This window comes from Citrobacter sp. C6_1 (assembly GCF_014596835.2).
Classification (GTDB): Bacteria; Pseudomonadota; Gammaproteobacteria; order Enterobacterales; family Enterobacteriaceae; genus Citrobacter; species Citrobacter pasteurii.
In genome coordinates this window covers 1802241-1821599 of sequence record NZ_CP115031.1, presented here as the reverse complement: position 1 = coordinate 1821599, position 19359 = coordinate 1802241, and the positions used below count along the sequence as shown (strand labels likewise).

General features: G+C 47.8%; 27 protein-coding genes, 1 tRNA gene and 1 pseudogene. 7 read left to right on the top strand and 22 right to left on the bottom strand.

Translation table 11 applies throughout. The annotated features are described in order from the left end of the window. Positions 1–146: 146 nt before the first annotated feature. Positions 147–770, top strand: a complete 624-nt coding sequence (gene rcsA / locus IB196_RS08830; protein WP_040232455.1) for a transcriptional regulator RcsA — start codon at positions 147–149, stop codon at positions 768–770. 47 nt (positions 771–817) lie between these two features. Here rcsA and dsrB read toward each other — a convergent pair whose 3' ends face one another. Continuing rightward, positions 818–1006, bottom strand: coding sequence for a protein DsrB (dsrB, locus tag IB196_RS08825; protein WP_005127768.1), 189 nt, complete (start codon positions 1004–1006; stop codon positions 818–820). 162 nt (positions 1007–1168) lie between these two features. On the opposite strand from dsrB, the gene yodD reads away from it, so the two are divergent. Further along, complete coding sequence (yodD, locus tag IB196_RS08820; protein ID WP_005127769.1) at positions 1169–1396, top strand: YodD family peroxide/acid resistance protein; 228 nt, start codon at positions 1169–1171, stop codon at positions 1394–1396. A gap of 187 nt (positions 1397–1583) precedes the next feature. Here the strand turns inward: yodD and IB196_RS08815 are convergent, their stop codons facing one another. Together IB196_RS08815 and IB196_RS08810 are read right to left on the bottom strand one after the other, a co-directional pair. Then, the gene (locus IB196_RS08815) at positions 1584–1784 is read right to left on the bottom strand and encodes a DUF2158 domain-containing protein (RefSeq protein ID WP_005127770.1); all 201 of its coding nucleotides are present in this window, start codon (positions 1782–1784) and stop codon (positions 1584–1586) included. A gap of 77 nt (positions 1785–1861) precedes the next feature. Beyond that, on the bottom strand, positions 1862–2776 hold the full coding sequence (locus IB196_RS08810; protein ID WP_188231716.1) for a DUF808 domain-containing protein: 915 nt from the start codon (positions 2774–2776) through the stop codon (positions 1862–1864). 175 nt (positions 2777–2951) lie between these two features. Between IB196_RS08810 and yedA the strand changes: the two genes are divergently transcribed. Beyond that, positions 2952–3872 carry a drug/metabolite exporter YedA gene (yedA, locus tag IB196_RS08805; RefSeq protein WP_040232460.1) on the top strand — a complete coding sequence of 307 codons (921 nt, stop codon included), beginning with the start codon at positions 2952–2954 and terminating at the stop codon, positions 3870–3872. Here yedA and IB196_RS08800 read toward each other — a convergent pair. The 3 genes from IB196_RS08800 to IB196_RS08790 form a co-directional block, all read right to left on the bottom strand. Next, a complete protein-coding gene (locus tag IB196_RS08800) occupies positions 3864–4331 on the bottom strand; it encodes a very short patch repair endonuclease (protein ID WP_040232462.1) in 468 nt (155 codons plus the stop codon). The genes yedA and IB196_RS08800 overlap by 9 nt on opposite strands. Beyond that, the gene (locus IB196_RS08795; RefSeq protein WP_149691527.1) at positions 4312–5712 is read right to left on the bottom strand and encodes a DNA cytosine methyltransferase; all 1401 of its coding nucleotides are present in this window, start codon (positions 5710–5712) and stop codon (positions 4312–4314) included. The genes IB196_RS08800 and IB196_RS08795 overlap by 20 nt, the downstream gene beginning before the upstream one ends. Before the next feature lie 103 nt (positions 5713–5815). Next, entirely contained in the window at positions 5816–6511 is a 696-nt protein-coding gene (locus tag IB196_RS08790) for a phosphohydrolase (RefSeq protein ID WP_040232465.1), read from the bottom strand. A gap of 439 nt (positions 6512–6950) precedes the next feature. Here IB196_RS08790 and ompC point away from each other — a divergent pair, with 439 nt between their 5' ends. Continuing rightward, positions 6951–8132, top strand: a complete 1182-nt coding sequence (gene ompC / locus IB196_RS08785) for a porin OmpC (RefSeq protein WP_188231704.1) — start codon at positions 6951–6953, stop codon at positions 8130–8132. A 170-nt stretch (positions 8133–8302) separates the two neighbouring features. Here the strand turns inward: ompC and IB196_RS08780 are convergent. After that, a tRNA-OTHER gene (locus tag IB196_RS08780) sits at positions 8303–8425 on the bottom strand. A gap of 345 nt (positions 8426–8770) precedes the next feature. On the opposite strand from IB196_RS08780, the gene IB196_RS08775 reads away from it, so the two are divergent. Then, positions 8771–9223, top strand: a complete 453-nt coding sequence (locus IB196_RS08775; RefSeq protein ID WP_188231705.1) for an NUDIX domain-containing protein — start codon at positions 8771–8773, stop codon at positions 9221–9223. 40 nt (positions 9224–9263) lie between these two features. On the opposite strand, the gene IB196_RS08770 is transcribed toward IB196_RS08775, so the two are convergent. After that, positions 9264–10424, bottom strand: coding sequence for an IS30-like element ISCfr4 family transposase (locus tag IB196_RS08770; protein ID WP_188231706.1), 1161 nt, complete (start codon positions 10422–10424; stop codon positions 9264–9266). A gap of 296 nt (positions 10425–10720) precedes the next feature. Here IB196_RS08770 and IB196_RS08765 point away from each other — a divergent pair, with 296 nt between their 5' ends. Then, on the top strand, positions 10721–11335 hold the full coding sequence (locus IB196_RS08765) for a YagU family protein (RefSeq protein ID WP_040231974.1): 615 nt from the start codon (positions 10721–10723) through the stop codon (positions 11333–11335). A gap of 68 nt (positions 11336–11403) precedes the next feature. Next, positions 11404–11505, top strand: a pseudogene (locus IB196_RS08760) (DinI-like family protein); the annotation flags it as partial. Positions 11506–11572: 67 nt separating this feature from the next. On the opposite strand, the gene IB196_RS08755 reads toward IB196_RS08760, so the two are convergent. The 14 genes from IB196_RS08755 to IB196_RS08690 form a co-directional block, all read right to left on the bottom strand. After that, positions 11573–12088: a tail fiber assembly protein gene (locus IB196_RS08755; RefSeq protein WP_115643217.1), complete on the bottom strand. Its 516-nt coding sequence runs from the start codon at positions 12086–12088 to the stop codon at positions 11573–11575. Positions 12089–12090: 2 nt separating this feature from the next. Then, on the bottom strand, positions 12091–13380 hold the full coding sequence (locus IB196_RS08750) for a phage tail protein (protein WP_348936031.1): 1290 nt from the start codon (positions 13378–13380) through the stop codon (positions 12091–12093). Beyond that, positions 13373–13936 carry a phage tail protein I gene (locus IB196_RS08745; protein WP_101743194.1) on the bottom strand — a complete coding sequence of 188 codons (564 nt, stop codon included), beginning with the start codon at positions 13934–13936 and terminating at the stop codon, positions 13373–13375. The genes IB196_RS08750 and IB196_RS08745 overlap by 8 nt, the downstream gene beginning before the upstream one ends. Then, entirely contained in the window at positions 13926–14846 is a 921-nt protein-coding gene (locus IB196_RS08740; protein WP_188232095.1) for a baseplate J/gp47 family protein, read from the bottom strand. Before IB196_RS08740 ends, IB196_RS08745 begins: the two co-directional genes overlap by 11 nt. Further along, positions 14830–15183 carry a GPW/gp25 family protein gene (locus IB196_RS08735; RefSeq protein ID WP_101743195.1) on the bottom strand — a complete coding sequence of 118 codons (354 nt, stop codon included), beginning with the start codon at positions 15181–15183 and terminating at the stop codon, positions 14830–14832. The genes IB196_RS08740 and IB196_RS08735 overlap by 17 nt, the downstream gene beginning before the upstream one ends. Positions 15184–15222: 39 nt before the next feature. After that, entirely contained in the window at positions 15223–15666 is a 444-nt protein-coding gene (locus tag IB196_RS08730) for a hypothetical protein (RefSeq protein ID WP_223236936.1), read from the bottom strand. 3 nt (positions 15667–15669) lie between these two features. Beyond that, a complete protein-coding gene (locus IB196_RS08725) occupies positions 15670–16176 on the bottom strand; it encodes a DUF1441 family protein (protein ID WP_115644301.1) in 507 nt (168 codons plus the stop codon). Positions 16177–16464: 288 nt separating this feature from the next. Beyond that, on the bottom strand, positions 16465–16638 hold the full coding sequence (locus tag IB196_RS08720; protein ID WP_003841960.1) for an addiction module toxin, GnsA/GnsB family: 174 nt from the start codon (positions 16636–16638) through the stop codon (positions 16465–16467). Positions 16639–16842: 204 nt separating this feature from the next. Continuing rightward, positions 16843–17073, bottom strand: coding sequence for a hypothetical protein (locus IB196_RS08715; RefSeq protein ID WP_040230727.1), 231 nt, complete (start codon positions 17071–17073; stop codon positions 16843–16845). Positions 17074–17146: 73 nt separating this feature from the next. Further along, positions 17147–17335: a cold-shock protein gene (locus tag IB196_RS08710; RefSeq protein WP_082031717.1), complete on the bottom strand. Its 189-nt coding sequence runs from the start codon at positions 17333–17335 to the stop codon at positions 17147–17149. Positions 17336–17345: 10 nt separating this feature from the next. After that, a complete protein-coding gene (cspG, locus tag IB196_RS08705; RefSeq protein WP_003841958.1) occupies positions 17346–17558 on the bottom strand; it encodes a cold shock protein CspG in 213 nt (70 codons plus the stop codon). A gap of 372 nt (positions 17559–17930) precedes the next feature. Beyond that, positions 17931–18467: a DUF2514 domain-containing protein gene (locus tag IB196_RS08700; RefSeq protein WP_188232094.1), complete on the bottom strand. Its 537-nt coding sequence runs from the start codon at positions 18465–18467 to the stop codon at positions 17931–17933. Beyond that, entirely contained in the window at positions 18464–19012 is a 549-nt protein-coding gene (locus tag IB196_RS08695) for a lysozyme (RefSeq protein WP_040230723.1), read from the bottom strand. The genes IB196_RS08700 and IB196_RS08695 overlap by 4 nt, the downstream gene beginning before the upstream one ends. After that, complete coding sequence (locus tag IB196_RS08690) at positions 18984–19262, bottom strand: phage holin (protein WP_001568784.1); 279 nt, start codon at positions 19260–19262, stop codon at positions 18984–18986. Before IB196_RS08690 ends, IB196_RS08695 begins: the two co-directional genes overlap by 29 nt. Positions 19263–19359 lie beyond the last annotated feature (97 nt).

The window sequence follows — 19359 nt, the reverse complement described above, 5'->3', positions numbered from 1 at the left end:
CCTGGCAAATTATACGCAACTTTACGGGATAGTAAATTCGCCTGAAAACAGCGAAAGCGTCATATTGGGTCGTTATTATTCCGTTTAGTTGTGATGAAATAATCAGGTAAGGGGAATTATCGTTACGCATTGAGTGAGGGTATGCCATGTCAACGATTATTATGGATTTATGCAGTTACACCCGGTTAGGGTTGACCGGATATCTGGTAAGTCGGGGGGTGAAGAAAAGGGAAATCAACGATATTTCAAGCGTTGATGAACTCAGCATCGCCTGTGTCTCACTGCAGCCGTCTGTGGTGTTTATTAATGAAGACTGCTTTATTCACGATCCGGATAACAGCCAGAGAATTAAGCAAATCATTAATCAACATCCCAGCACTTTATTTATTGTATTTATGGCGATTGCCAATGTCCATTTTGATGAGTATCTCTTAGTAAGAAAAAATTTATTAATCAGTTCTAAGTCGATTAAACCAGATTCACTGGATGAACTTCTTGGCGATATTCTGAAAAAGGAAGTGGATATTGTCATTGATGTGAACCTGCCAACACTATCATTAAGCCGTACCGAATCCAGCATGCTACGTATGTGGATGGCCGGTCAGGGAACAATACAGATATCCGATCAAATGAATATCAAGGCGAAGACAGTCTCATCCCATAAGGGGAATATAAAACGAAAGATCAAGACACATAATAAACAAGTTATCTATCACGTTGTACGACTCACAGATAACGTCACCAATGGTATCTTTGTGAATATGCGTTAGGATGTTCTGACTGGTGGGTTTGCCACCAGTCAGAATCAGCGTCTGGATTACTCCACTTTTTCCACAAAGATCCCATCCTGATGGCCTGACTCATTAAAGAACCAGATACCGAGCGGGTAGTCTTCCAGAGAAACCAGGTACATGGTGCCTTCACTAAACTCTTCAATCGCCAGTACCCGGCCTGGCCGACGCGGCCCGCCGTCCGTTTTGACTGTAACCCGATCATTCACCTTCATCATTTTCCTCCTGTGGCTTTGTGCCAGTGTAGAACAAATTCCTTTTCCTGGCAGCGCCATGCTCGCGTGATTGCGGGTTTTCTCGACGGTCTATACTTAACTTGTACGCATCAGAGATTCTGATACGTGCCCCGGTATCCTTAACGGTTGAGAGGTATGAGGATGAAAACCGCGAAAGAGTACAGCGATACGGCCAAACGTGAAGTCAGCGTCGATGTGGACGCGCTATTGAAAGCTATCAACGAAATCTGCGAGAGCGAAATTCACCGCAGCCATGATGACCCCGATCGCGTCAGCATTGATGGCCGGGATTATCATACATGGCATGAACTGGCCGACGCATTCGAGCTTGATATCCATGATTTTAGCGTGACGGAGATCAATCGCTGACTTTGGGCGAAAAAAATCCCGGCCCTTATCGGGTCGGGATCAAACTTGCTTATGCAAGAAGCACTTGAAAATTCGTTACACCAGGAAATCTGATGCGAAACCAACCTTATCTGCAATTTTTTTGCCTGACAAGTAAATAATTCTCACCAAAATGATAAATATAACTAATGGTTGAGAGATCACCAGGTTACGCCAGCCTGCGGTATTCAGGCATCCTGCGTAGTGGACTGCGTTCGCCAGGAACCAGTTCATCTTCACGAAATGCCTCCCGTTTGACGCCAAAACCGTCATACCAGCGGCACTCCACCATTCCGCTGGCATACCCGGTAACGATCATGCGTGGGCCACCTTCTTTCGCGGTGACTTCCTCACTGACAGAAAAGACCATACCCGCCTCCTGTATCAAGAGAAACCTTTTCACCTTAGACGACAAAGAGACGTTTTGCGTAATTCGGTACGCGACAATTAGTGCGAAACTCCGCGTAACCTGGCTACCATATTTACCAGCAGTACCACGAACCCACCGATAATAAAGCCGAGCACCAGGTTCAGCAGAGTCGGAAGCATCAGAGCAATGAATGAACTCTGCTGTTGGGCAAATTGCTCAATCGCATGATGCAGCGGCGCAATACCGTGTACCACAATGCCGCCGCCGACTAAAAACATCGCCAGCGTGCCAACCACGGAAAGTGATTTCATGAGCCAGGGAGCAACCACCAGCAATCCTTTACCCAGAGCCTGAGTAAGTGCGCTGCGCTTTTCTGCCAGCCAGTAGCCAATATCATCGAGCTTCACAATAATACCGACCAGACCATACACGCCAACGGTCACCACCAAAGCAATACCCGACAAAACCAGGACCTGATTCAACAATGGCGCATCCGCCACAATACCCAACGTGATGGCCACTATCTCTGCAGATAAAATAAAGTCGGTACGTACCGCCCCTTTGATTTTATCTTTCTCAAACGTCAGCGGGTCCTGTGCGGCAAGAGACGTCAGACGTTGCTGGCGTTCTTCCGGTGTTTCCTGGTGTTTTCGCGCTTCCAGGGTGTGAAGCACTTTTTCCACGCCCTCAAAACAGAGGAACGCCCCGCCAATCATCAATAAGGGCGTGATCGCCCATGGAATGAAGGCGCTGATCAATAGCGCCAGCGGCACCAGGATAACTTTGTTGACGAAAGATCCTTTGGCTACACTCCAGACCACCGGAAGCTCGCGGTTCGCCCGCACGCCCGACACCTGTTGCGCGTTAAGCGACAAATCGTCTCCCAGCACACCCGCCGTTTTTTTCGCGGCCAGTTTTCCCATCACTGAGATATCGTCCAGAAGCGTGGCGATGTCATCAAGCAAGGTGAGTAAGCTACTTCCTGCCAAAATTTTAACCCTCAATATTATTTTTTTGCAGCCATAAGTATGAAGTAAAACACGCCATGCTGAAACAGACCTTTCTGGTCAACAAATATTTAACAACGGCAGGCAATTATAAGTCTCGCCAGCATGATAGTTTTGACGTTTACTATGTTGCACCTTTTTATTTCCACCGTGAGGGATTATGCGTTTCAGGCAATTGTTACCGCTTTTCAGTGCGCTATTCGCGCTGTACATCATTTGGGGTTCCACGTACTTCGTTATTCGCATTGGCGTAGAAAGCTGGCCGCCGTTGATGATGGCTGGCGTACGTTTTCTCTCTGCTGGAGTGTTATTAACATTTTTTTTACTTCTTCGCGGACACAAGCTACCGCCTCTGCGCCAGCTCCTGAACGCCGCGTTAATTGGTATCCTGCTGCTGGCCGTGGGTAATGGGCTGGTTACCGTTGCAGAACATCAAAATGTTCCTTCCGGTATAGCCGCCGTAGTGGTTGCCACCGTCCCGCTGTTTACGTTGTGCTTTAGTCACTTTTTTGGCATCAAAACGCGCAAACTGGAATGGATGGGGATCGCAATTGGACTCGCCGGGATCATCATGCTGAACAGCGGTGGTAACTTGAATGGTAATCCCTGGGGGGCGGTATTAATCCTGATTGGTTCAATGAGCTGGGCGTTTGGCTCCGTGTACGGCTCACGCATAACCTTGCCCGTTGGCATGATGGCCGGAGCTATTGAAATGTTAGCCGCGGGTATTGTGCTGATGTGCGCATCGCTGCTCAGTGGAGAAAAGCTGACCACGATGCCAACCTTCTCCGGTTTTATGGCGGTGGCATACCTCGCCCTGTTCGGCTCAATTATTGCGATTAACGCTTATATGTTCCTTATCCGTAATGTAAGCCCGGCGTTAGCCACCAGCTATGCCTATGTCAACCCGGTAGTGGCGGTTCTGTTAGGTACGGGACTGGGAGGTGAAAGCCTGGCGTTGATCGAGTGGCTGGCGCTCGGAGTCATTGTTTTTGCCGTGGTATTGGTGACGCTGGGGAAATACTTATTCCCGGTCAAAGCTGACGCGGTCGCAGCCCCATCGGAAAAGTCGTTACAGTAAATGAATGCCCTGAGTGTCGATCTGCGCAGTGGCACCGCCGCCGCAGATCCACTCGATAACCCGTTCAGACAGCGCCTCGTTATCCAGTTTCTCACGCCCACGCAGGGCGCACTCCCAGACAATCAAGACCCGCCATCCCAACGACTGCAATTTTTCGCAGTCCCGCTTATCACGTACCACGTTTTTTCCTATCTTCTCCAGCCAGAACGCCGTGCGGGTTGCCGGGACTTTAAAGAGATAGCAGTTGTGCTGATGCCAAAAACAGCCGTGGGTAAAGAGAACACAACGATAATCATCCACCACGAAATCGGGGCGGCCGGGCAACGTCGCATCCTGCACGCGAAACGTTACCCCCTGCTCCGTCAGGATGTCGGCCAGACGTTTTTCGATCGCCGTATCGCGGGTTCCTATCGCCCGCATATTTTTACTGCGTGTCGCCTTATCGTGAACGTCTGCCATGCTGCTGTTCTTTCTCACGGAGTGCAACAGCCTGTTTGATCTTCGGCTCCAGCAGTTTGGCTACCGCCGCAAATGCCGGAACGACCACCGAATTACCGAACTGGCGGTAAGCCTGGGTATCTGATACCGGAATGCGAAACTGGTAACCCTGAGGAGACTCAAACCCCATCAGGCGAGCGCACTCTCTTGGCGTTAATCGACGAGGACGATGTCGCTGATTGGCGGGATCATCGAAATCCTGTTCACCCAGCGCCATATCCCAGCCACGGTCTATCAAAATTTCAGCCCCATCCTTATAGTAACGTGCGGATAATGTACGCGTTACGCTATCGGGGTTACCGGGATAGACCATACCGTAGCCAAACCCATTGCCCCGTGCCTGATGTTTTTTCGCATAGCGATACAGGTATTTCCACAGGACCGGTGTCAGCACATATTTCGCATCAACGGTCGGTTCAAGCAGCTCTGCGAGCGTCGTTCGACGCTGAGGGTAGCGGCTGACAATATCGCGCAACGTAAAGTCTGACTTCAGGCTCAGATCACGTCGGAAGCCGACGAGCACGATACGTTCGCGATGCTGGGGTAAAAAATGTTGCCCATCGATAATCTTCGGATCATCCGGGCCATTATCTGCTGCATCCGCCACGTCATAGCCCAGTTCATCCAGCGTTTGCATAATGATGCGAAAAGTTTTTCCCTGGTCATGACTCTTCAGATTTTTAACGTTTTCGAGCACAAATATAGCCGGTCGCCGCGCGTCGATAATTCGCACCACGTCAAAAAAAAGCGTGCCTTGCGTATCACAGGCAAAACCGTGGGCACGCCCTAACGCGTTTTTCTTTGATACACCCGCCAGAGAAAATGGCTGGCAAGGGAAGCCAGCCAGCAGGACATCATGCTCGGGAACATGTTGACAAATATGTTCTGCAGCCTGCTCGTCACTCACCCCCTCATGATGGCTGAGGGTGATATCACGAATATCTTCATTAAAGTGGTGCTGCAGAGGATCGCAGTAGTGATTCGCCTTGTAGGTGCGCACCGCATGCTTGTTCCACTCGCTGGTAAACACGCACTGCCCGCCAATCGCTTCAAAACCGCGACGAATCCCGCCAATACCAGCAAAAAGATCGATAAAGCGAAAAGCATAATGTGGATGATGCGCAGGCGGCGTCGGGAGTAAAGAATACAGGTGAGCAAACTCACGATCGCTGAGGCGATGCCATGTTTGATTGGCGACCACACGCTTAAAGATGGCCGGACTCCAGTGGTTTTCGCCGACGCCATTAAGATGAGCAACCAGCGTTTTCACATCGTATATTTCAAGCAACTTAGCCAAAATCACCTGAACGGTAACTCCGGTATCATCTGTCATCGGTTTCATGGAGCCTGCTACTGAAAAATTATCCTGCATACGTTTAACCGGCCGAAATGGATAGTCGACAGGTTAACATAAATTGGTGCAATTGACGTTTCAGCAATGACGACTACTGATATGCTTTAAGGAGTTGAATCGCCGCAAGATCCAACATTTCATATTCTCCTTTTAATTCTGCGCTGAGTTTTGCCATATACGTCAATAAAAAGTCAGCATTATGCTGTGCCAAATGCCGCCCTTGTTCAGTTTGCATTGTCAGTGGCAGCGTCAGCAGTTTGGTCTGGAAATGATCAAGCGCGTACTGTTTATCATCCAGGTTGCGCTGCCGGGCAAACGGATCCTCCGCATCAAACAATGCCACACCCAGCGAGCCAGAAACGGCGAACACGCGCGCCAGACCGATAGCCCCCAGCGCCTCAAGCCGGTCAGCATCCTGCACGATTTTGGCTTCCGGGGTTTCTGGTATGATTTTGGCGCTGAAGCTGTGCGCCTCAATGGCATGGCACACGGCAGGTATTCTTTGTTGTGGAAAATCAGGGAAATCGTGCATCAAAACGCGACGGGTTTCCTGGGCTGCCAGTACCGACGAACGATGGCGATCGGGATGATTCTTCGGCAAACTGACGAGATCATGGAAGTAGCACGCCGTCAGCACCACCAGCCAGTCTACGTTCGCATCCGTGCTCAGCTTTTGAGCCGTCTTCCACACGCGGCGAAAGTGAAAGATGTCGTGGGCAGCGTCGTGCTCTGAATGATTTTCACGTAACCAGGCTTCAAATCGCGACTGCCAGTCGTGGAGTTCCATGCTCTCTCCCTTTACATAAAGAAAACCACCTTAGCAATAATTTTTACTCCGAACCACTGTCTGCCCTCTTTTATAGCAAAATTCAATTATTAAATAATATTTATAACAAATATCAATTTATAATTTCTGCATGCAGCATTGATAAAAAATTACCCAGAAAGCACGAGCAATAATAATAAAAGCACATAAAATACACATAACAAATACTAAAACCATAAGCATAAACCAATTGATAAATATACATTTGCGTGTTGAATAAAAACAACAAAAACATATAAAAATAATTTAAAATATTCAAATGGAAACATTTTGAAATATTTAAAATATAATTGTTACATGTTATATTTTAAATTAAATGAACTTCATAGATAGTATCGAAATGTAGTTTTCAGGACATCACTACATATTCATTTTAATTATTAAATAAAGGGAATACATAATGAAAAGAAAAGTACTGGCACTGCTTCTCCCAGCTTTATTAACTGCAGGCGCAGCAAATGCGGCTGAAATTTATAATAAAAACGGCAATAAACTGGATCTGTACGGAAAAGTCGATGGCCTGCGTTATTTCTCTGACGATGCAGGCAGCGACGGCGATCAAACCTATGCACGTCTGGGCTTTAAGGGCGAAACGCAGATCAACGATATGCTGACTGGCTACGGTCAGTGGGAATATAACGTTCAGGCTAACGGCACCGAAGGTGACAAAGGCGATTCCTGGACTCGTTTGGCTTTCGCAGGCCTGGGCTTTGCTGAAAACGGCACCTTCGATTACGGTCGTAACTATGGCGTCGTGTACGACGTTGAAGCCTGGACCGATATGCTGCCAGAATTCGGTGGTGATACTTACACTCAGACCGACGTGTATATGCTGGGTCGTACCAACGGCGTTGCCACTTATCGTAACCACGGCTTCTTTGGTCTGGCTGATGGCCTGAACTTCGCCCTGCAGTATCAGGGTAATAATGAAGGTAGCAGCGTAGGTCAGGAAGGTTCTGGTAATAGTGAAAACCGCAAACTGGCGAAAGAAAACGGCGACGGTTTCGGTATGTCCACTTCTTATGACTTTGACTTCGGTTTAAGCCTCGGTGCAGCGTACTCCAGTTCTGATCGTACTGATGACCAGGTTGCTCGCGGTTACCATGATGGTATAAACAAACGCAACAACTACGCAGGCGGCGAAACAGCTGAAGCCTGGACTGTTGGTGCGAAGTACGACGCTAACAACGTTTACCTGGCAGCCATGTATGCAGAAACCCGCAACATGACCTACTACGGCGGCGGTAATGGCGAAAGCAATGGCGGTATCGCAAACAAAACGCAAAACTTTGAAGTTGTGGCTCAATACCAGTTCGATTACGGTCTGCGTCCGTCCATCGCTTACCTGCAGTCCAAGGGCAGTGATTTAGGTGGTCAGGAAGTGAGCCATGGTAACTGGCGTTACGTTGACAAAGACCTGGTCAAATATGTTGATGTGGGTATGACTTACTACTTCAACAAAAACATGTCCACCTACGTTGATTACAAAATCAACCTGCTGGACGAAGACGACAGCTTCTATGAAAGCAATGGTATCGCGACTGACGACATCGTTGCCGTTGGTTTAGTCTACCAGTTCTAATTTTGCACAATACGTATCAGGCCTGCTTCATATGAAGCGGGCTTTTGTTTATTTTGAAGCGGATTTTTATGTCGCGAAGGCAATAGAACGACAAACTTGTGAGGATACTCAAAGAAAAAAACATCCGTGACTGCTGTCGTTGAAAGCAAGGCGTGCAAGTGTTTGAATAGTGGCGGAGAGAGGGGGATTTGAACCCCCGGTAGAGTTGCCCCTACTCCGGTTTTCGAGACCGATTTTATCGGTAATATTTTCAATAACTTAAATTTTCTCGTTGGTATATCCACAATATTTCCACTTCATAAAATTCAGCTACTTGCACATTTATCCATAGTTAATATACCAACACTTTCTGAGCTAAAACCTATACTTCAAAGTACAGCCTGGAGGTGAAAATGTGTGGGAGATTTTCCCAGTTAATGACGCGTGAAGACTATCTCGCCCTGCTTTAAGACTGGGCATCCTACTGATTATCTGTATTAGCTCAGACTCAAACTGACAGTCTGCTTTGAGCGAGGAGCGGACGATAAGCGCAGTTGACGTGGTAAGAAAAGGTATTTTCAATGTGCACTTGTAGACTGCAATCTACGTTTATTGGAAAATCCGAAATGAGGGTTTAAATGTTATTTAAGAGGGATTACATGCGTACTCGTCCAGCCTCTCGATTGATAGTCCTTTCACCTGAAAATCACGTTCTGCTCTTTAGATTCTGCCATAAAGCTGATGCTCTGGAAGGAAAAATATACTGGGCAACGCCAGGGGGAGGACTCGAGCACAACGAGTCTTTTGAGCAGGCGGCGTTACGTGAATTATTTGAAGAAACGGGCCTGACAAGAAGAACTACGGGACCACAAATAGCCTCCAGAACCTTCCCTATGGTGCTACCAAGTGGTGAGAACGTTCTTGCTGAAGAACGTTTCTTTATTATAACTACGGATAAATCAGAAATTGACCGCTCAGGTTGGAGTAACAACGAAAAAGAAGTCATTAGCGATCACTACTGGTGGAGCTTAGAAGAGCTCAGACAGACCAATGAAATCATCTTCCCACTCGATTTGATAATTAACATACTTGAAGACTTCCCGTGCACTTAACACTCTGAAATGATCTGGATGTCCGCTCCTGGCTGTGAGTTCAACTGATGGACGCAACACACTTATTGAACCGTTCTGCGGGTGATTCATAGTCTAGCGTTTTTCTCGGCCTTTCGTTGAGCTGTCTGGCAACACTGTTAAGTCTTTGCTGGCTGTGAACCGATAAGTCAGTTCCTTTTGGAAAATATTGTCTGAGCAATCTGTTCATATTTTCATTCGAGCCACGTTGCCAGGGAGATTGAGGATCACAAAAATAAATCTGAATGTCTGTCGCTATAGTAAATCGTGTGTGGCTGGTCATTTCAGCGCCACGATCCCAAGTTAATGTTTTATAAAGCTCAGCAGGTAATTCCCGGGCTTGTCTGATGAGTGCAGATATAACCGTTATGGTCTTGTTGTCTCTGATCTTCGCCAGCATAACAAAACGGGAATGACGTTCTACGAGGGTGATGATATAGGAGTTTTTCGAGCCCTGAATCAAGTCACCTTCCCAGTGACCTGGAATGGCTCTGTCTGCCGCCTCTGGTGGCCTTTCGCTGATAGGTATCGTGTTCGGGATTGACCCTAATCCTTTCCCTTTAAGCGATGACGTTCTGGATCTACGCACTGCTCTTCCGCTTCTGAGGCATTGCTGCAGCTCTTTTTTTAATGCTCCCCGGGTTTGTATAAAAAGCGTTTTATAAATCGTTTCGTGTGACACATGCATTTCCTGATTATCCGGATAACAGCGTTTCAGCCAACCGGCGATCTGTTCCGGCGACCAGTCCTGATGCATCTTCTCTGCAATGATTTTACACAATGCGGGGCTTTCAATTAGCTTGCAAGGTTTTGGTCTCAGTGCATTTTCCCACGCAGTAGCATCGGCTTTTGCTGCACGGTATTGTTTTGCACCACCGTGCCTCCTGACCTCGCGGCTAATCGTTGAGGGCGCTCTTGATAATTTGGCGGCAATGTCCCTGATACTGAGTTTGGCTACCAGCCCTCTGGATATCTCCTCTCTTTCATCAAGCGTAAGCGCTAATCGATGCCGCTTTCGAACGGGAGGACGGTAGCCACCTGTCTGGTGGATTGTGGGCATGATAGAAGAATGATATCTGTCGAACATTCTGGCGATATCATGCAGGGAATCACCTTGCTTATATCTGTCCCAGATAATAGCCTTCTGCTCTGGCGTGTAGTTAATCCGAGTTCTTCGTTTCATGGCAACGTCCCCCCCTTGATTAAGGATAGCGTTGCATCGACCCATTGAACTCACAGCACAAAGCGGACGAAGGTATCTGATGAGACTCATCTGACTGGGTAAGAGGGTTCACCGGATTTTCCCGGATGCTGATATCACCGTCTTTCTGCCGCAGCATATGAAGTAGTTTAATTTAGGAATTCCTGTTACTAACTCAGGTGTAGAACATACAACCACATACAATTCTTTACATTCATTGTTTTTTATGAATACTACTTAGTAATTACGTTGATGTAATGAAATGCGATGGATGAAATATGAATATATTTGAACAAACACCACCTAACCGCAGACGTTATGGCCTGGCTGCTTTTATCGGGTTAATCGCCGGTATCGTATCAGCATTCGTTAAATGGGGTGCTGAAGTACCCTTGCCGCCCCGTAGCCCGTCGGATATGTTCACTACTGCATGTGTTCCGGAATCATTAATCAGAGCGGCGGGACAAATTGATTGCTCCCGCAATTTCCTGAACCCTCCATATATTTTCCTTCGGGACTGGATGGGACTTGCAGATCCTAACGCAGCGGTCTACACCTTTGCCGGGCATGTGTTTAACTGGGTTGGTGTAACACACATCATTTTTTCTATTGTGTTCGCCGTAGGCTACTGTGTAGTTGCAGAAGTTTTTCCTAAAATTAAACTCTGGCAGGGGTTGTTGGCTGGTGCATTAGCCCAGCTTTTCGTACATATGATTTCCTTCCCTCTCATGGGACTGACCCCTCCTCTCGCTGACCTTCCATGGTATGAGAATGTATCCGAAATTTTTGGTCATTTAATCTGGTTCTGGTCCATCGAAATTATTCGACGAGATCTACGTAACAGGATTACTCACCAACCGGATCCGGAAATCCCTTTGGGGACAACCCGCTGATACCATCAATGAGATAGTAAAATGGCGCATATACTGCGCCATTTTTAGTATCTATGTGCTGAATACCACCAGCGATCAACACTGAAGCCAGCAAGCATGAGAAAGAGCAGATAAGCCGTACTGTCCAGGAAATGTTTGAAGAAGCTGAGTTTTGGTTAGTGAGTGAATGAAGTTCTTAAATATCCGCTACAACCTTGTTTTGATTAAGTGGCAGCGGATGAATTCTCAATCCCGTTCCTATTGGTCTGGTTTGTCCGGCCAGACAATTTCCAGCGGCTTACTGGTATCAATCCTGCTCAGAAGCACCGAATATCTTTCCCATTCAGTGAGCATTGATGTTTCCTGAGCGGTTGCCATCCCCAGTTTTACGGCTCGGGAAAGCGGGGAAATAGCGGCTTCTGCATCGTCAATTAATGTTTTTTTCTTTGCCTCTGCCTGACGTTGTAATTCCTCTGGCTCATACACACGCGGAATAACTTTTTTTCCGTCAAATACCCATCCGCCGAAAATGTCACAACCATCAGGAATACTGTCAACATCAACAACCGTCAAACCACCGGGATACAACCTGGATGCATCTTCGCTGATACTACGAATAACACCAGTATCATTCTCGATTGCCAGGCTGTATTTCTTTGTGAATTTGGGTAGCGATTTATACCAGTCCTTACCTGTGGCATCTATAAAATACTGAATGCCATCACCTAAAAATAATTCATCAGGAATGTAGCGTTGCAAATTAATCAGTTTCATTTTTAGTTCTCAATAATAGCCCAGACATTATTACGACGCGTTTGCAGTGAACGGTATAAAGCTATGCCAATCTGATTGCTCTCGTTACCGTTACCACCAGTAAGAAAACATCCGGCAGGAGCTTCCACTAAACCGCCATCCATGACCATACTGGCCTGGTCGCCTCGCCTTACCACATTGACAAAGTTTTGGTTAACCCAGGTTCTTACATCATTAATACGATTGGTTATCCACAGATTTATCCAGCCCGAATTACCGTTCTCTCCCCATGCAGCGCCGTAAATATTTGCATCAGCCTGGATGATACCCGACCCAAATCTTATATTGGCATGCGGAATACTGAACTCGCCAGTTTCCAGATCGAAAGTGAATTGCTTAACTGGACCACCGCCCCACGGAACACCAAAAATACGAAGCCTTCTGTCAACAAGATCCATATTCACAGATGTCCCCGTTGTGGTGTTAATAATTGTGTACTGCGGGCTGTCTGAACTTGATGTTTTAAGGACAATATCGCTTTCCAGCAGCGTCAGCCCCCCGGTCATCGTGTCGCCATTTTTATCAACGGCATTAGCAGCTTTATCAACCGTAGGCTTTAAGCCGATATTCTGGACAAACAATGGCGGATTCGGAATATCAGCGCCGTTCCGGTCTTTTGCCAGTCGCGCATTCGCATTATCCATCGCGATTTTGACAGCCAGCGGAGTCGCCGACTGTGTTTCACTGGTGCTGTTCACCGCACTGTTAAGCTGGAGCAACCCCTTTTGTTGTGTAGAACCATCAACGATACCAATTGACTCCCGCGATGTCTTTTGTGCTTCCGCGCCACGCGCTTTTATCTCTTTCAGGTTCTGGTCTATACGCAGAAACAACCCGTCTCCTGTGGAGACATTCAGCGTGATGCTTGAGGTATCTGATACTGCCAGGCGAAACTGCATATTTACGCTGACACCACCAACAGGTTTATCGATCGATGGGCAGTTTGCCACCGCGTAAAGTTCTCCGGTATCCGTCATTAAACCAACTTCACGAACGGTAAATCCACCAATCCCGGTCGGCAGAACGATTTTCGCCATTAACTGTGTGGACTGTTCCGGTGACACAACCAGTTCAGCGATATCTCCCCGGTAAGTTTCATTAATCAACCGGACTTGCGCCGGATCAGGCTTGACCTGCTTGCCATTACTGTCACCCACCACAAAGTGAGTCAGTGTAATCAGACGACCACTGGCAAGCGCCTCTGCCTCCAGTTCTTTACCCCGGTTCGTGATAATTGAGTAGTAATCAGCCATGAGATTCCCCGGCAAAAATGTCCACATCGATATGCGCTGTTGTCGCACCCGAAATATAAAAAGCACCGTCCATACCCACATTCGCCATCACATCAATTTTGCTCAGATAGCTACGCAGGTTCTTGGCACGGTCAGTAAGCTGGCGTATCTGATGATAGAGAGCGTCACTGACCCCTTCACTGCTCTGTACTTCGATCCGGAAGGTGTAAGGTACAGCGCGTGGGGTGTCTTCCCACCACTCAACCACGGTCGTGGGCAGGTTCACTGACCCAAGAGAACGGCGTACCGCCCCGGCCGTTCCCCTGTGCTGATGAACATAAGCGGCATCTTTTATCACCTGCCGCTTTTGCGCCTCTGTCCAGCTGTCATCCCAGAAATCAACAGCATGCTCCCAGGCCAGCCAGGGGAGAAGATGCGCCGGGCAGGTATCAGGGTTTTTGGACTTGCGCACCATATTGGTATCAAGAGTGGCGATTTGCTCAGCGCTGGCCTGCTCCTGCGCCCGCTCTTCATGAAATGCGCCAGGAGGCAGCAGGGATCGAAACTTAGCCGTCATTGCTGCTGACCTCCCTGCGGGTGACATTGATGGCCGTATACCACGGTGCTTTACCCGCTTCCGCTTCCAGATCTGCCACCGGAGAAATCAGTCTTACCCTGACCACACCGGATTGCTGCAGAGCTGCATAAATGGCGGACAGGGGGACGACGGTTTTAATCCGATGGGAAAGCGTGGTGTATGACCGTAAAACATCGATGGCATTATTCAGCACTGTACTGGCGTCCGGTCCTTCCGGAATTTCCAGTTCTGCCGTAACAGCATAGTTTGCAATCGTGGCACTTTTTATCGTCACATAGTCCGTTAACGGGCGGATTTCATCCGCATTCAGTGTGCTGTTAACCTTATCAAGCAGGGGCTGTCCCGCTGTCCCATCCCCGGTACGGGACAGGACATAGACATCAACGTAGCCGGGCCGGTTATGGGTTTCCGGCCCATAGGCATCTGCATCCAGCACATCCGTATCGGCAGACTTTGCATGAAAGCGGTAAGCGTTACGCGCGCCTGCTGTATTCAGCTGTGCCCATGAAAGCTGGATACGTTCGCGAAATGCCGCATCGCCTTCCAGCTCAGGCTCCACAGGCGGAACAGCAAGTGGATCGCCGGGCTTAATCACCTGCCGCTTAACGTTGAATGCGGCACCTATCTGGTCAAGGTCAGCCTCTTTTGCACTCGCGAGAAATACCGCCCGCACGGCATCATTAACCCGCTGAAAAGCCAGCGTCAGCTGATAGGCATTCACCTCCCCCTGTTTAAACGTCGGATCGGATTCCACCAGCGCATCAAACTGCTCATCAAGTTCCCGCAGGCGCGCCAGCCACCGGGTGAAGATTTCCGTCGCATCCGGCACCACAATGGCATCCGGTACGTCCAGTTCTGACAGGTTGATCACGTCATAGCTGCTTGCCATAAATCGTTATGTCTCCCGTTCTGACAGGTAAATTGGTTTCCTTGTTGATCCCCTCGATATCCAGTACACAGCCGGACTTCCCTTCAGGAAAGGAAACAAGCACACGGGTTACCTTCAGCCGCGTCTCCCACCGGGCCAGTGCGGTCGCAGACGCGGCGATTATTTGTAGACGGGTCATATCATCCCGTGGGTTATCCACCAGCGAAAACAGATCACTGCCATAGTCACGGACAAGAACCCGGCTCCCGATGGGCGTGGTCAGTATGTCGCTGACGGACTGGCGCAAATGGGCGACGCCGGACAGGCGTTTTCCGGTCCGGTTGTTTACACCGTTCATGATTAAATTCCGTTGCTGATTCGCCGGATGGCGGGAGGGTTAACCGAAGTAGGACGGGCTTGTTTTGTCCTGCTTTTCTGATTTTTTCGAAGCCGCTGCGGGTTTACGAATGTCCACGACAAGGTTGTAGGTGTAGCTGAATCCTGCTGACGTCAGAGAAAAGACCAGAGACTCAACCACCCAGGCCCGATCCTCACGGGAGCCAAAACCGGAAGTCGTCACACCTGCCTCTGCTGTCAGCGGAACATGTTTGGGGCGACATGGCCCCGTGAGCGTCATTTTCTGCTCGTTACGTTTCGCCTGGGTTTTCCTGGAGTTTGCCTGTTGCTCGGCAGTGGTTTTCTCCGACTGGGTAACGGAGTTACCCACGCCGACCGGAACACGCATATATTTATGTACGGCTTCGGCTACAGGCATTCGACGCGGTGCTCTGATGATCCCGGCAGTGTTTTTTCTTAGCTCCGCCGCCGTGGCCTGTCGCATGGCTTACTCCTCTTCTGGCGAACTGTCCTCCTGTTCCGGCGTATCTGCCTGCTCAACCTTCAGGGCTATCTGATCCCGCAGGTCATCGATGACTTTTTGCACCCGAACGACAGCTGCGGGCGTCATCGCACAATCACGTTCAAGAATATCCGGCAGTGTTTCCAGCACCTGAACGACGGCTTTTGCCATCGATGAAAATTCTCGGGTCACTGTCGATGCCGGGATTAACTCACCTGTTTCCTGCTGGAATTTAAGCCTCTCGCGTTCAGACTGAAACCATGCCTTACGATCCGGCGGCAACATCTTATCGATATCCACCAGCTCGGGTGCCGTGGTACGGCCCAGCAGTTCCCGGAGAATATCCACGACAGAATAAAGCTTGAGACGAGAATTACTGCCAGGGGCAGGCTCAATATTATTCAGCTTGCTGGAGATCGTCTGACGATGAAGATCGGTCACCGCTGCCAGCTGATTGATATTGAGGCGAAGGTTTTTCAGTTCGTTATCCATGATGATGAACAATATTTAACCATTTCGACATCGTGAATAATTTCACGACTGAAATATCAACAAGTTAAGGAAATGATGATGATGCCGATAAAATGCAAAAAACCAGCCGTTTTCCGCGTGTCCTCGCCCCCTCGGTGTTCAGAATCGCCAGAAGGACCCGTTAAAAGGTAGGCAGAAAATCTATGCTTAGAAGTGAAGGCTTTGACAACGTTCTAAATTTTATGACAGAAATAAAAAAGCATTACCTTTCAAGATAATGCTTTTCACTCGAACTGAGTCTTATACCAATTAGATTAATGTAATTTTAATATCATAGCTTTCAAGCCCAGTCATTTTTTCACGAGCAGTAAACTGGATGTCGGAAACTTCTTTTCCCGTCTTCTTTTTGAGTTCAATAATTTTTTTTGTGATGAATTCAGAAATATCCGCTTCAGTTTTTCTTTTTAAATCTTCGACGTTCATTGTTTACCTCTCTTGATCTCTAACGTATCAACGCCAAGCATGTTACATTCCCCGTGGAGCACTTGTATAAGCGCTGACATGTTTAAAAGATAGAATGGAAAGACTCAATTATCAAGAGGTTGCAGTACAATCTTCATGCAAAAGAGCTCGCGCCCCCACAAACTACTGTACTAAAATCCGGGTAGGTCACGAAACAACCAGTTCTCATCTCAAAAGCTTCGATGCAGCCTCGAGAATCTCTTCGGAACTGACATCACGGTCAGAAGCCACATAAACTATTTTATGGTCTCCAGTCAGAGATGGGAATCCCGCAGACATCACGGATAAATGAGCTTTTTCTCCATTGGGAAACTCACGCATTATCGTCGTAACACCCTTCATTACAGATACAACTACTGCCGGTTCTGAGTTAAAAAAAACAATTACTTTTTTCATAATTATACCGTGATGGTTCTTACATAAATGAACAGTTAAGCATACAAAAAAGGCTCCATAAGGAGCCTGAAATTTATTTTCTAAAATCTAACGAAGACTGACCAGAACGAATGTATAGTGCAACATTATCAAATGTTATCATTGTTGATTTGCAAAAAATACATTTTGCTCCGAAAGGATTTTTTTCAGTAACATCAAAGTTTGACGTTCTGTATTGAGATCCGTGACAACACGGGCATCTGAAGTGAATATTATTAGTAATAACAGTTACCTTATACAGCCACGACATTAACTGCCGAGGGTCCTTTGGGTCCCTGTTCAACACTAAATTCAACTTCCTGATTCTCATTCAGAGTTTTGAAATCATTGCTCTGGATAGCAGAGAAGTGTACAAACACATCTTTACTGCCGTCCTTAGGGGTGATAAACCCAAAACCTTTTTCAGGATTGAACCATTTTACTAAACCAGTCATTTTATTAGACATAATCATTACCTTAATTGAGTGGGCCCTTGGGCAGATTGGTCCGAAAAAAATTATCAGAGAGAAAAGCTAACAAGGAAATCTCAACAGGAACAAGGAATAAAATTACTTCAGCGACTGCTTCAGATAAATTCGTAACAAACCAGAGATTCATTAACGCATGATTAACCAAACATAGCAAGATTTAGTTTTGTAAGGAAATAACACATAACTTTGAGCATAAAAATTAATTTAAATAGCTTAAATCGAAAATCATGTCATGCTGCTTAAGACCTTTATCTAGCATCCTAAGTTGTCAGGGATTTTGACTCAGGGATGAGTCGTATTTCATTCATTGGATAATTCATATCCATCACATGTAAAAGTGCCAACCTCTTAATTTTTATCTTTATTTTGCCTTTTTTCTATGCGTCCATTATTGGTATTTCTCATAACCTCATATACGCGTTCACAAGTTAATCCGGCATAGAAGCGGTCGTCAGCAATCTCAGCATAATATTTAGCTTCTGTTGCAATATTTCCGAGCATGTCGGCGAGCATTGTGACGTCGGCTCTGGCTGTTTTGCTTCTGACGGTAGCGGCAAGATCTGCGGTGTGCTTTGCGGCATCCAGGCTGGTGGCAAGTTTTGTTGCTTCGGTGCGCAACTGGCTAACAGTGGCAGACAAGCCAGCAGCAGTGGCAGCAGATTTAGCGACTTGTGCTTGTGCATCTTTAACGGCCTCATCCCGAGCAATAATTCGCCCTTGTTCAATCATGCGGGCTGCGGTCTGCGCGTTCGCCATTTGCGATGATTCCACACTATCACGTTCCGCCCACTTACTTTCCCAGCCACGGTTACTCCAGGCATTTCCGCCGATGAATGCGACGGCCACCAGCAGCAAAATGGCAATAAACTGATAGCGCAGGCTCACTGGTCTATCCCCCAGCACGTCAGCGCGCTTTCCTGGTCTCGTCGCTCTACCTGCCCATAGCAGCCATTTTTCTGGCCTTTGGTCTGGCGACAATCGCGACCACCGTCTTTAATCCACCAGCGAATGGCTTCACATGCACCTTTACGGTCTCCTGTATTAATTCGCTTATAGAAAGTAGACGGGAAGCATTTTCCGGGACCGATGTTATATGGGCAGAAAGATGCGATCCCGGCTTTCTGTGGTTCGGTCAGTGGTACCTTGATATTTCGCTCAACCCACGCCAACGCCTTGTCGCGTTCTTTGCCATTCACCTGGGCGCACTTCTCAGCAGACAGTTTCATGCCCTGAACTACCGGCTTATCATCAACCATCGTGGCGCCACGGCAAATCGTCCAGAGCCCTCCGCCGTCGCGATACGCCGTCAGACTATTCCCCTCTTTCTCATCCAGAAACTGATCGAGAATAACGGGCGCGGATGCCCCGGCAAGAATCAAACCAACGACAGCTGCACTCAGTTTATTCTTCAGCTTTGGTGGCATAGCCATTGCGCCGATCCTCCCGTTCTTTCCAGCGGAAATACCAGTTCACTGCACAGGTGATAACTGTGCATGCGATACCGACAATAATTGCCCAGTCGCTCAGGCTTAACCCTGCAATTCTGTCGGCCAACATCCAGGACACCTCTTTTGCTGTTTTAGCTGTTTCGGCATATGCCTTCGCTGATACACCGCAGCCGGTCAGCGTGGTTCCTGTTCCATATGAAAGTCTGCTGTAAATGGTGCTCATTCTGGTCATAGCCTCACCTCCGATTTTTCGGATGGCGCTGTGTGTGTATGAAAAGGGTCAGGCTTCACGTGCTGGATTTATCAACAAAGCACGTAGTGAGTGATAC

What these genes read in the sequence shown, in the direction of transcription:
- rcsA (WP_040232455.1), top strand. Translation starts at nt 147, where the DNA reads ATGTCAACGATTATTATGGATTTATGCAGTTACACCCGGTTAGGGTTG.
- dsrB (WP_005127768.1), bottom strand. Translation starts at nt 1,006, where the DNA reads ATGAAGGTGAATGATCGGGTTACAGTCAAAACGGACGGCGGGCCGCGT.
- yodD (WP_005127769.1), top strand. Translation starts at nt 1,169, where the DNA reads ATGAAAACCGCGAAAGAGTACAGCGATACGGCCAAACGTGAAGTCAGC.
- IB196_RS08815 (WP_005127770.1), bottom strand. Translation starts at nt 1,784, where the DNA reads ATGGTCTTTTCTGTCAGTGAGGAAGTCACCGCGAAAGAAGGTGGCCCA.
- yedA (WP_040232460.1), top strand. Translation starts at nt 2,952, where the DNA reads ATGCGTTTCAGGCAATTGTTACCGCTTTTCAGTGCGCTATTCGCGCTG.
- IB196_RS08800 (WP_040232462.1), bottom strand. Translation starts at nt 4,331, where the DNA reads ATGGCAGACGTTCACGATAAGGCGACACGCAGTAAAAATATGCGGGCG.
- IB196_RS08795 (WP_149691527.1), bottom strand. Translation starts at nt 5,712, where the DNA reads ATGAAACCGATGACAGATGATACCGGAGTTACCGTTCAGGTGATTTTG.
- IB196_RS08790 (WP_040232465.1), bottom strand. Translation starts at nt 6,511, where the DNA reads ATGGAACTCCACGACTGGCAGTCGCGATTTGAAGCCTGGTTACGTGAA.
- ompC (WP_188231704.1), top strand. Translation starts at nt 6,951, where the DNA reads ATGAAAAGAAAAGTACTGGCACTGCTTCTCCCAGCTTTATTAACTGCA.
- IB196_RS08775 (WP_188231705.1), top strand. Translation starts at nt 8,771, where the DNA reads ATGCGTACTCGTCCAGCCTCTCGATTGATAGTCCTTTCACCTGAAAAT.
- IB196_RS08770 (WP_188231706.1), bottom strand. Translation starts at nt 10,424, where the DNA reads ATGAAACGAAGAACTCGGATTAACTACACGCCAGAGCAGAAGGCTATT.
- IB196_RS08765 (WP_040231974.1), top strand. Translation starts at nt 10,721, where the DNA reads ATGAATATATTTGAACAAACACCACCTAACCGCAGACGTTATGGCCTG.
- IB196_RS08755 (WP_115643217.1), bottom strand. Translation starts at nt 12,088, where the DNA reads ATGAAACTGATTAATTTGCAACGCTACATTCCTGATGAATTATTTTTA.
- IB196_RS08750 (WP_348936031.1), bottom strand. Translation starts at nt 13,380, where the DNA reads ATGGCTGATTACTACTCAATTATCACGAACCGGGGTAAAGAACTGGAG.
- IB196_RS08745 (WP_101743194.1), bottom strand. Translation starts at nt 13,936, where the DNA reads ATGACGGCTAAGTTTCGATCCCTGCTGCCTCCTGGCGCATTTCATGAA.
- IB196_RS08740 (WP_188232095.1), bottom strand. Translation starts at nt 14,846, where the DNA reads ATGGCAAGCAGCTATGACGTGATCAACCTGTCAGAACTGGACGTACCG.
- IB196_RS08735 (WP_101743195.1), bottom strand. Translation starts at nt 15,183, where the DNA reads ATGAACGGTGTAAACAACCGGACCGGAAAACGCCTGTCCGGCGTCGCC.
- IB196_RS08730 (WP_223236936.1), bottom strand. Translation starts at nt 15,666, where the DNA reads ATGCGACAGGCCACGGCGGCGGAGCTAAGAAAAAACACTGCCGGGATC.
- IB196_RS08725 (WP_115644301.1), bottom strand. Translation starts at nt 16,176, where the DNA reads ATGGATAACGAACTGAAAAACCTTCGCCTCAATATCAATCAGCTGGCA.
- IB196_RS08720 (WP_003841960.1), bottom strand. Translation starts at nt 16,638, where the DNA reads ATGAACGTCGAAGATTTAAAAAGAAAAACTGAAGCGGATATTTCTGAA.
- IB196_RS08715 (WP_040230727.1), bottom strand. Translation starts at nt 17,073, where the DNA reads ATGAAAAAAGTAATTGTTTTTTTTAACTCAGAACCGGCAGTAGTTGTA.
- cspG (WP_003841958.1), bottom strand. Translation starts at nt 17,558, where the DNA reads ATGTCTAATAAAATGACTGGTTTAGTAAAATGGTTCAATCCTGAAAAA.
- IB196_RS08695 (WP_040230723.1), bottom strand. Translation starts at nt 19,012, where the DNA reads ATGGCTATGCCACCAAAGCTGAAGAATAAACTGAGTGCAGCTGTCGTT.
- IB196_RS08690 (WP_001568784.1), bottom strand. Translation starts at nt 19,262, where the DNA reads ATGACCAGAATGAGCACCATTTACAGCAGACTTTCATATGGAACAGGA.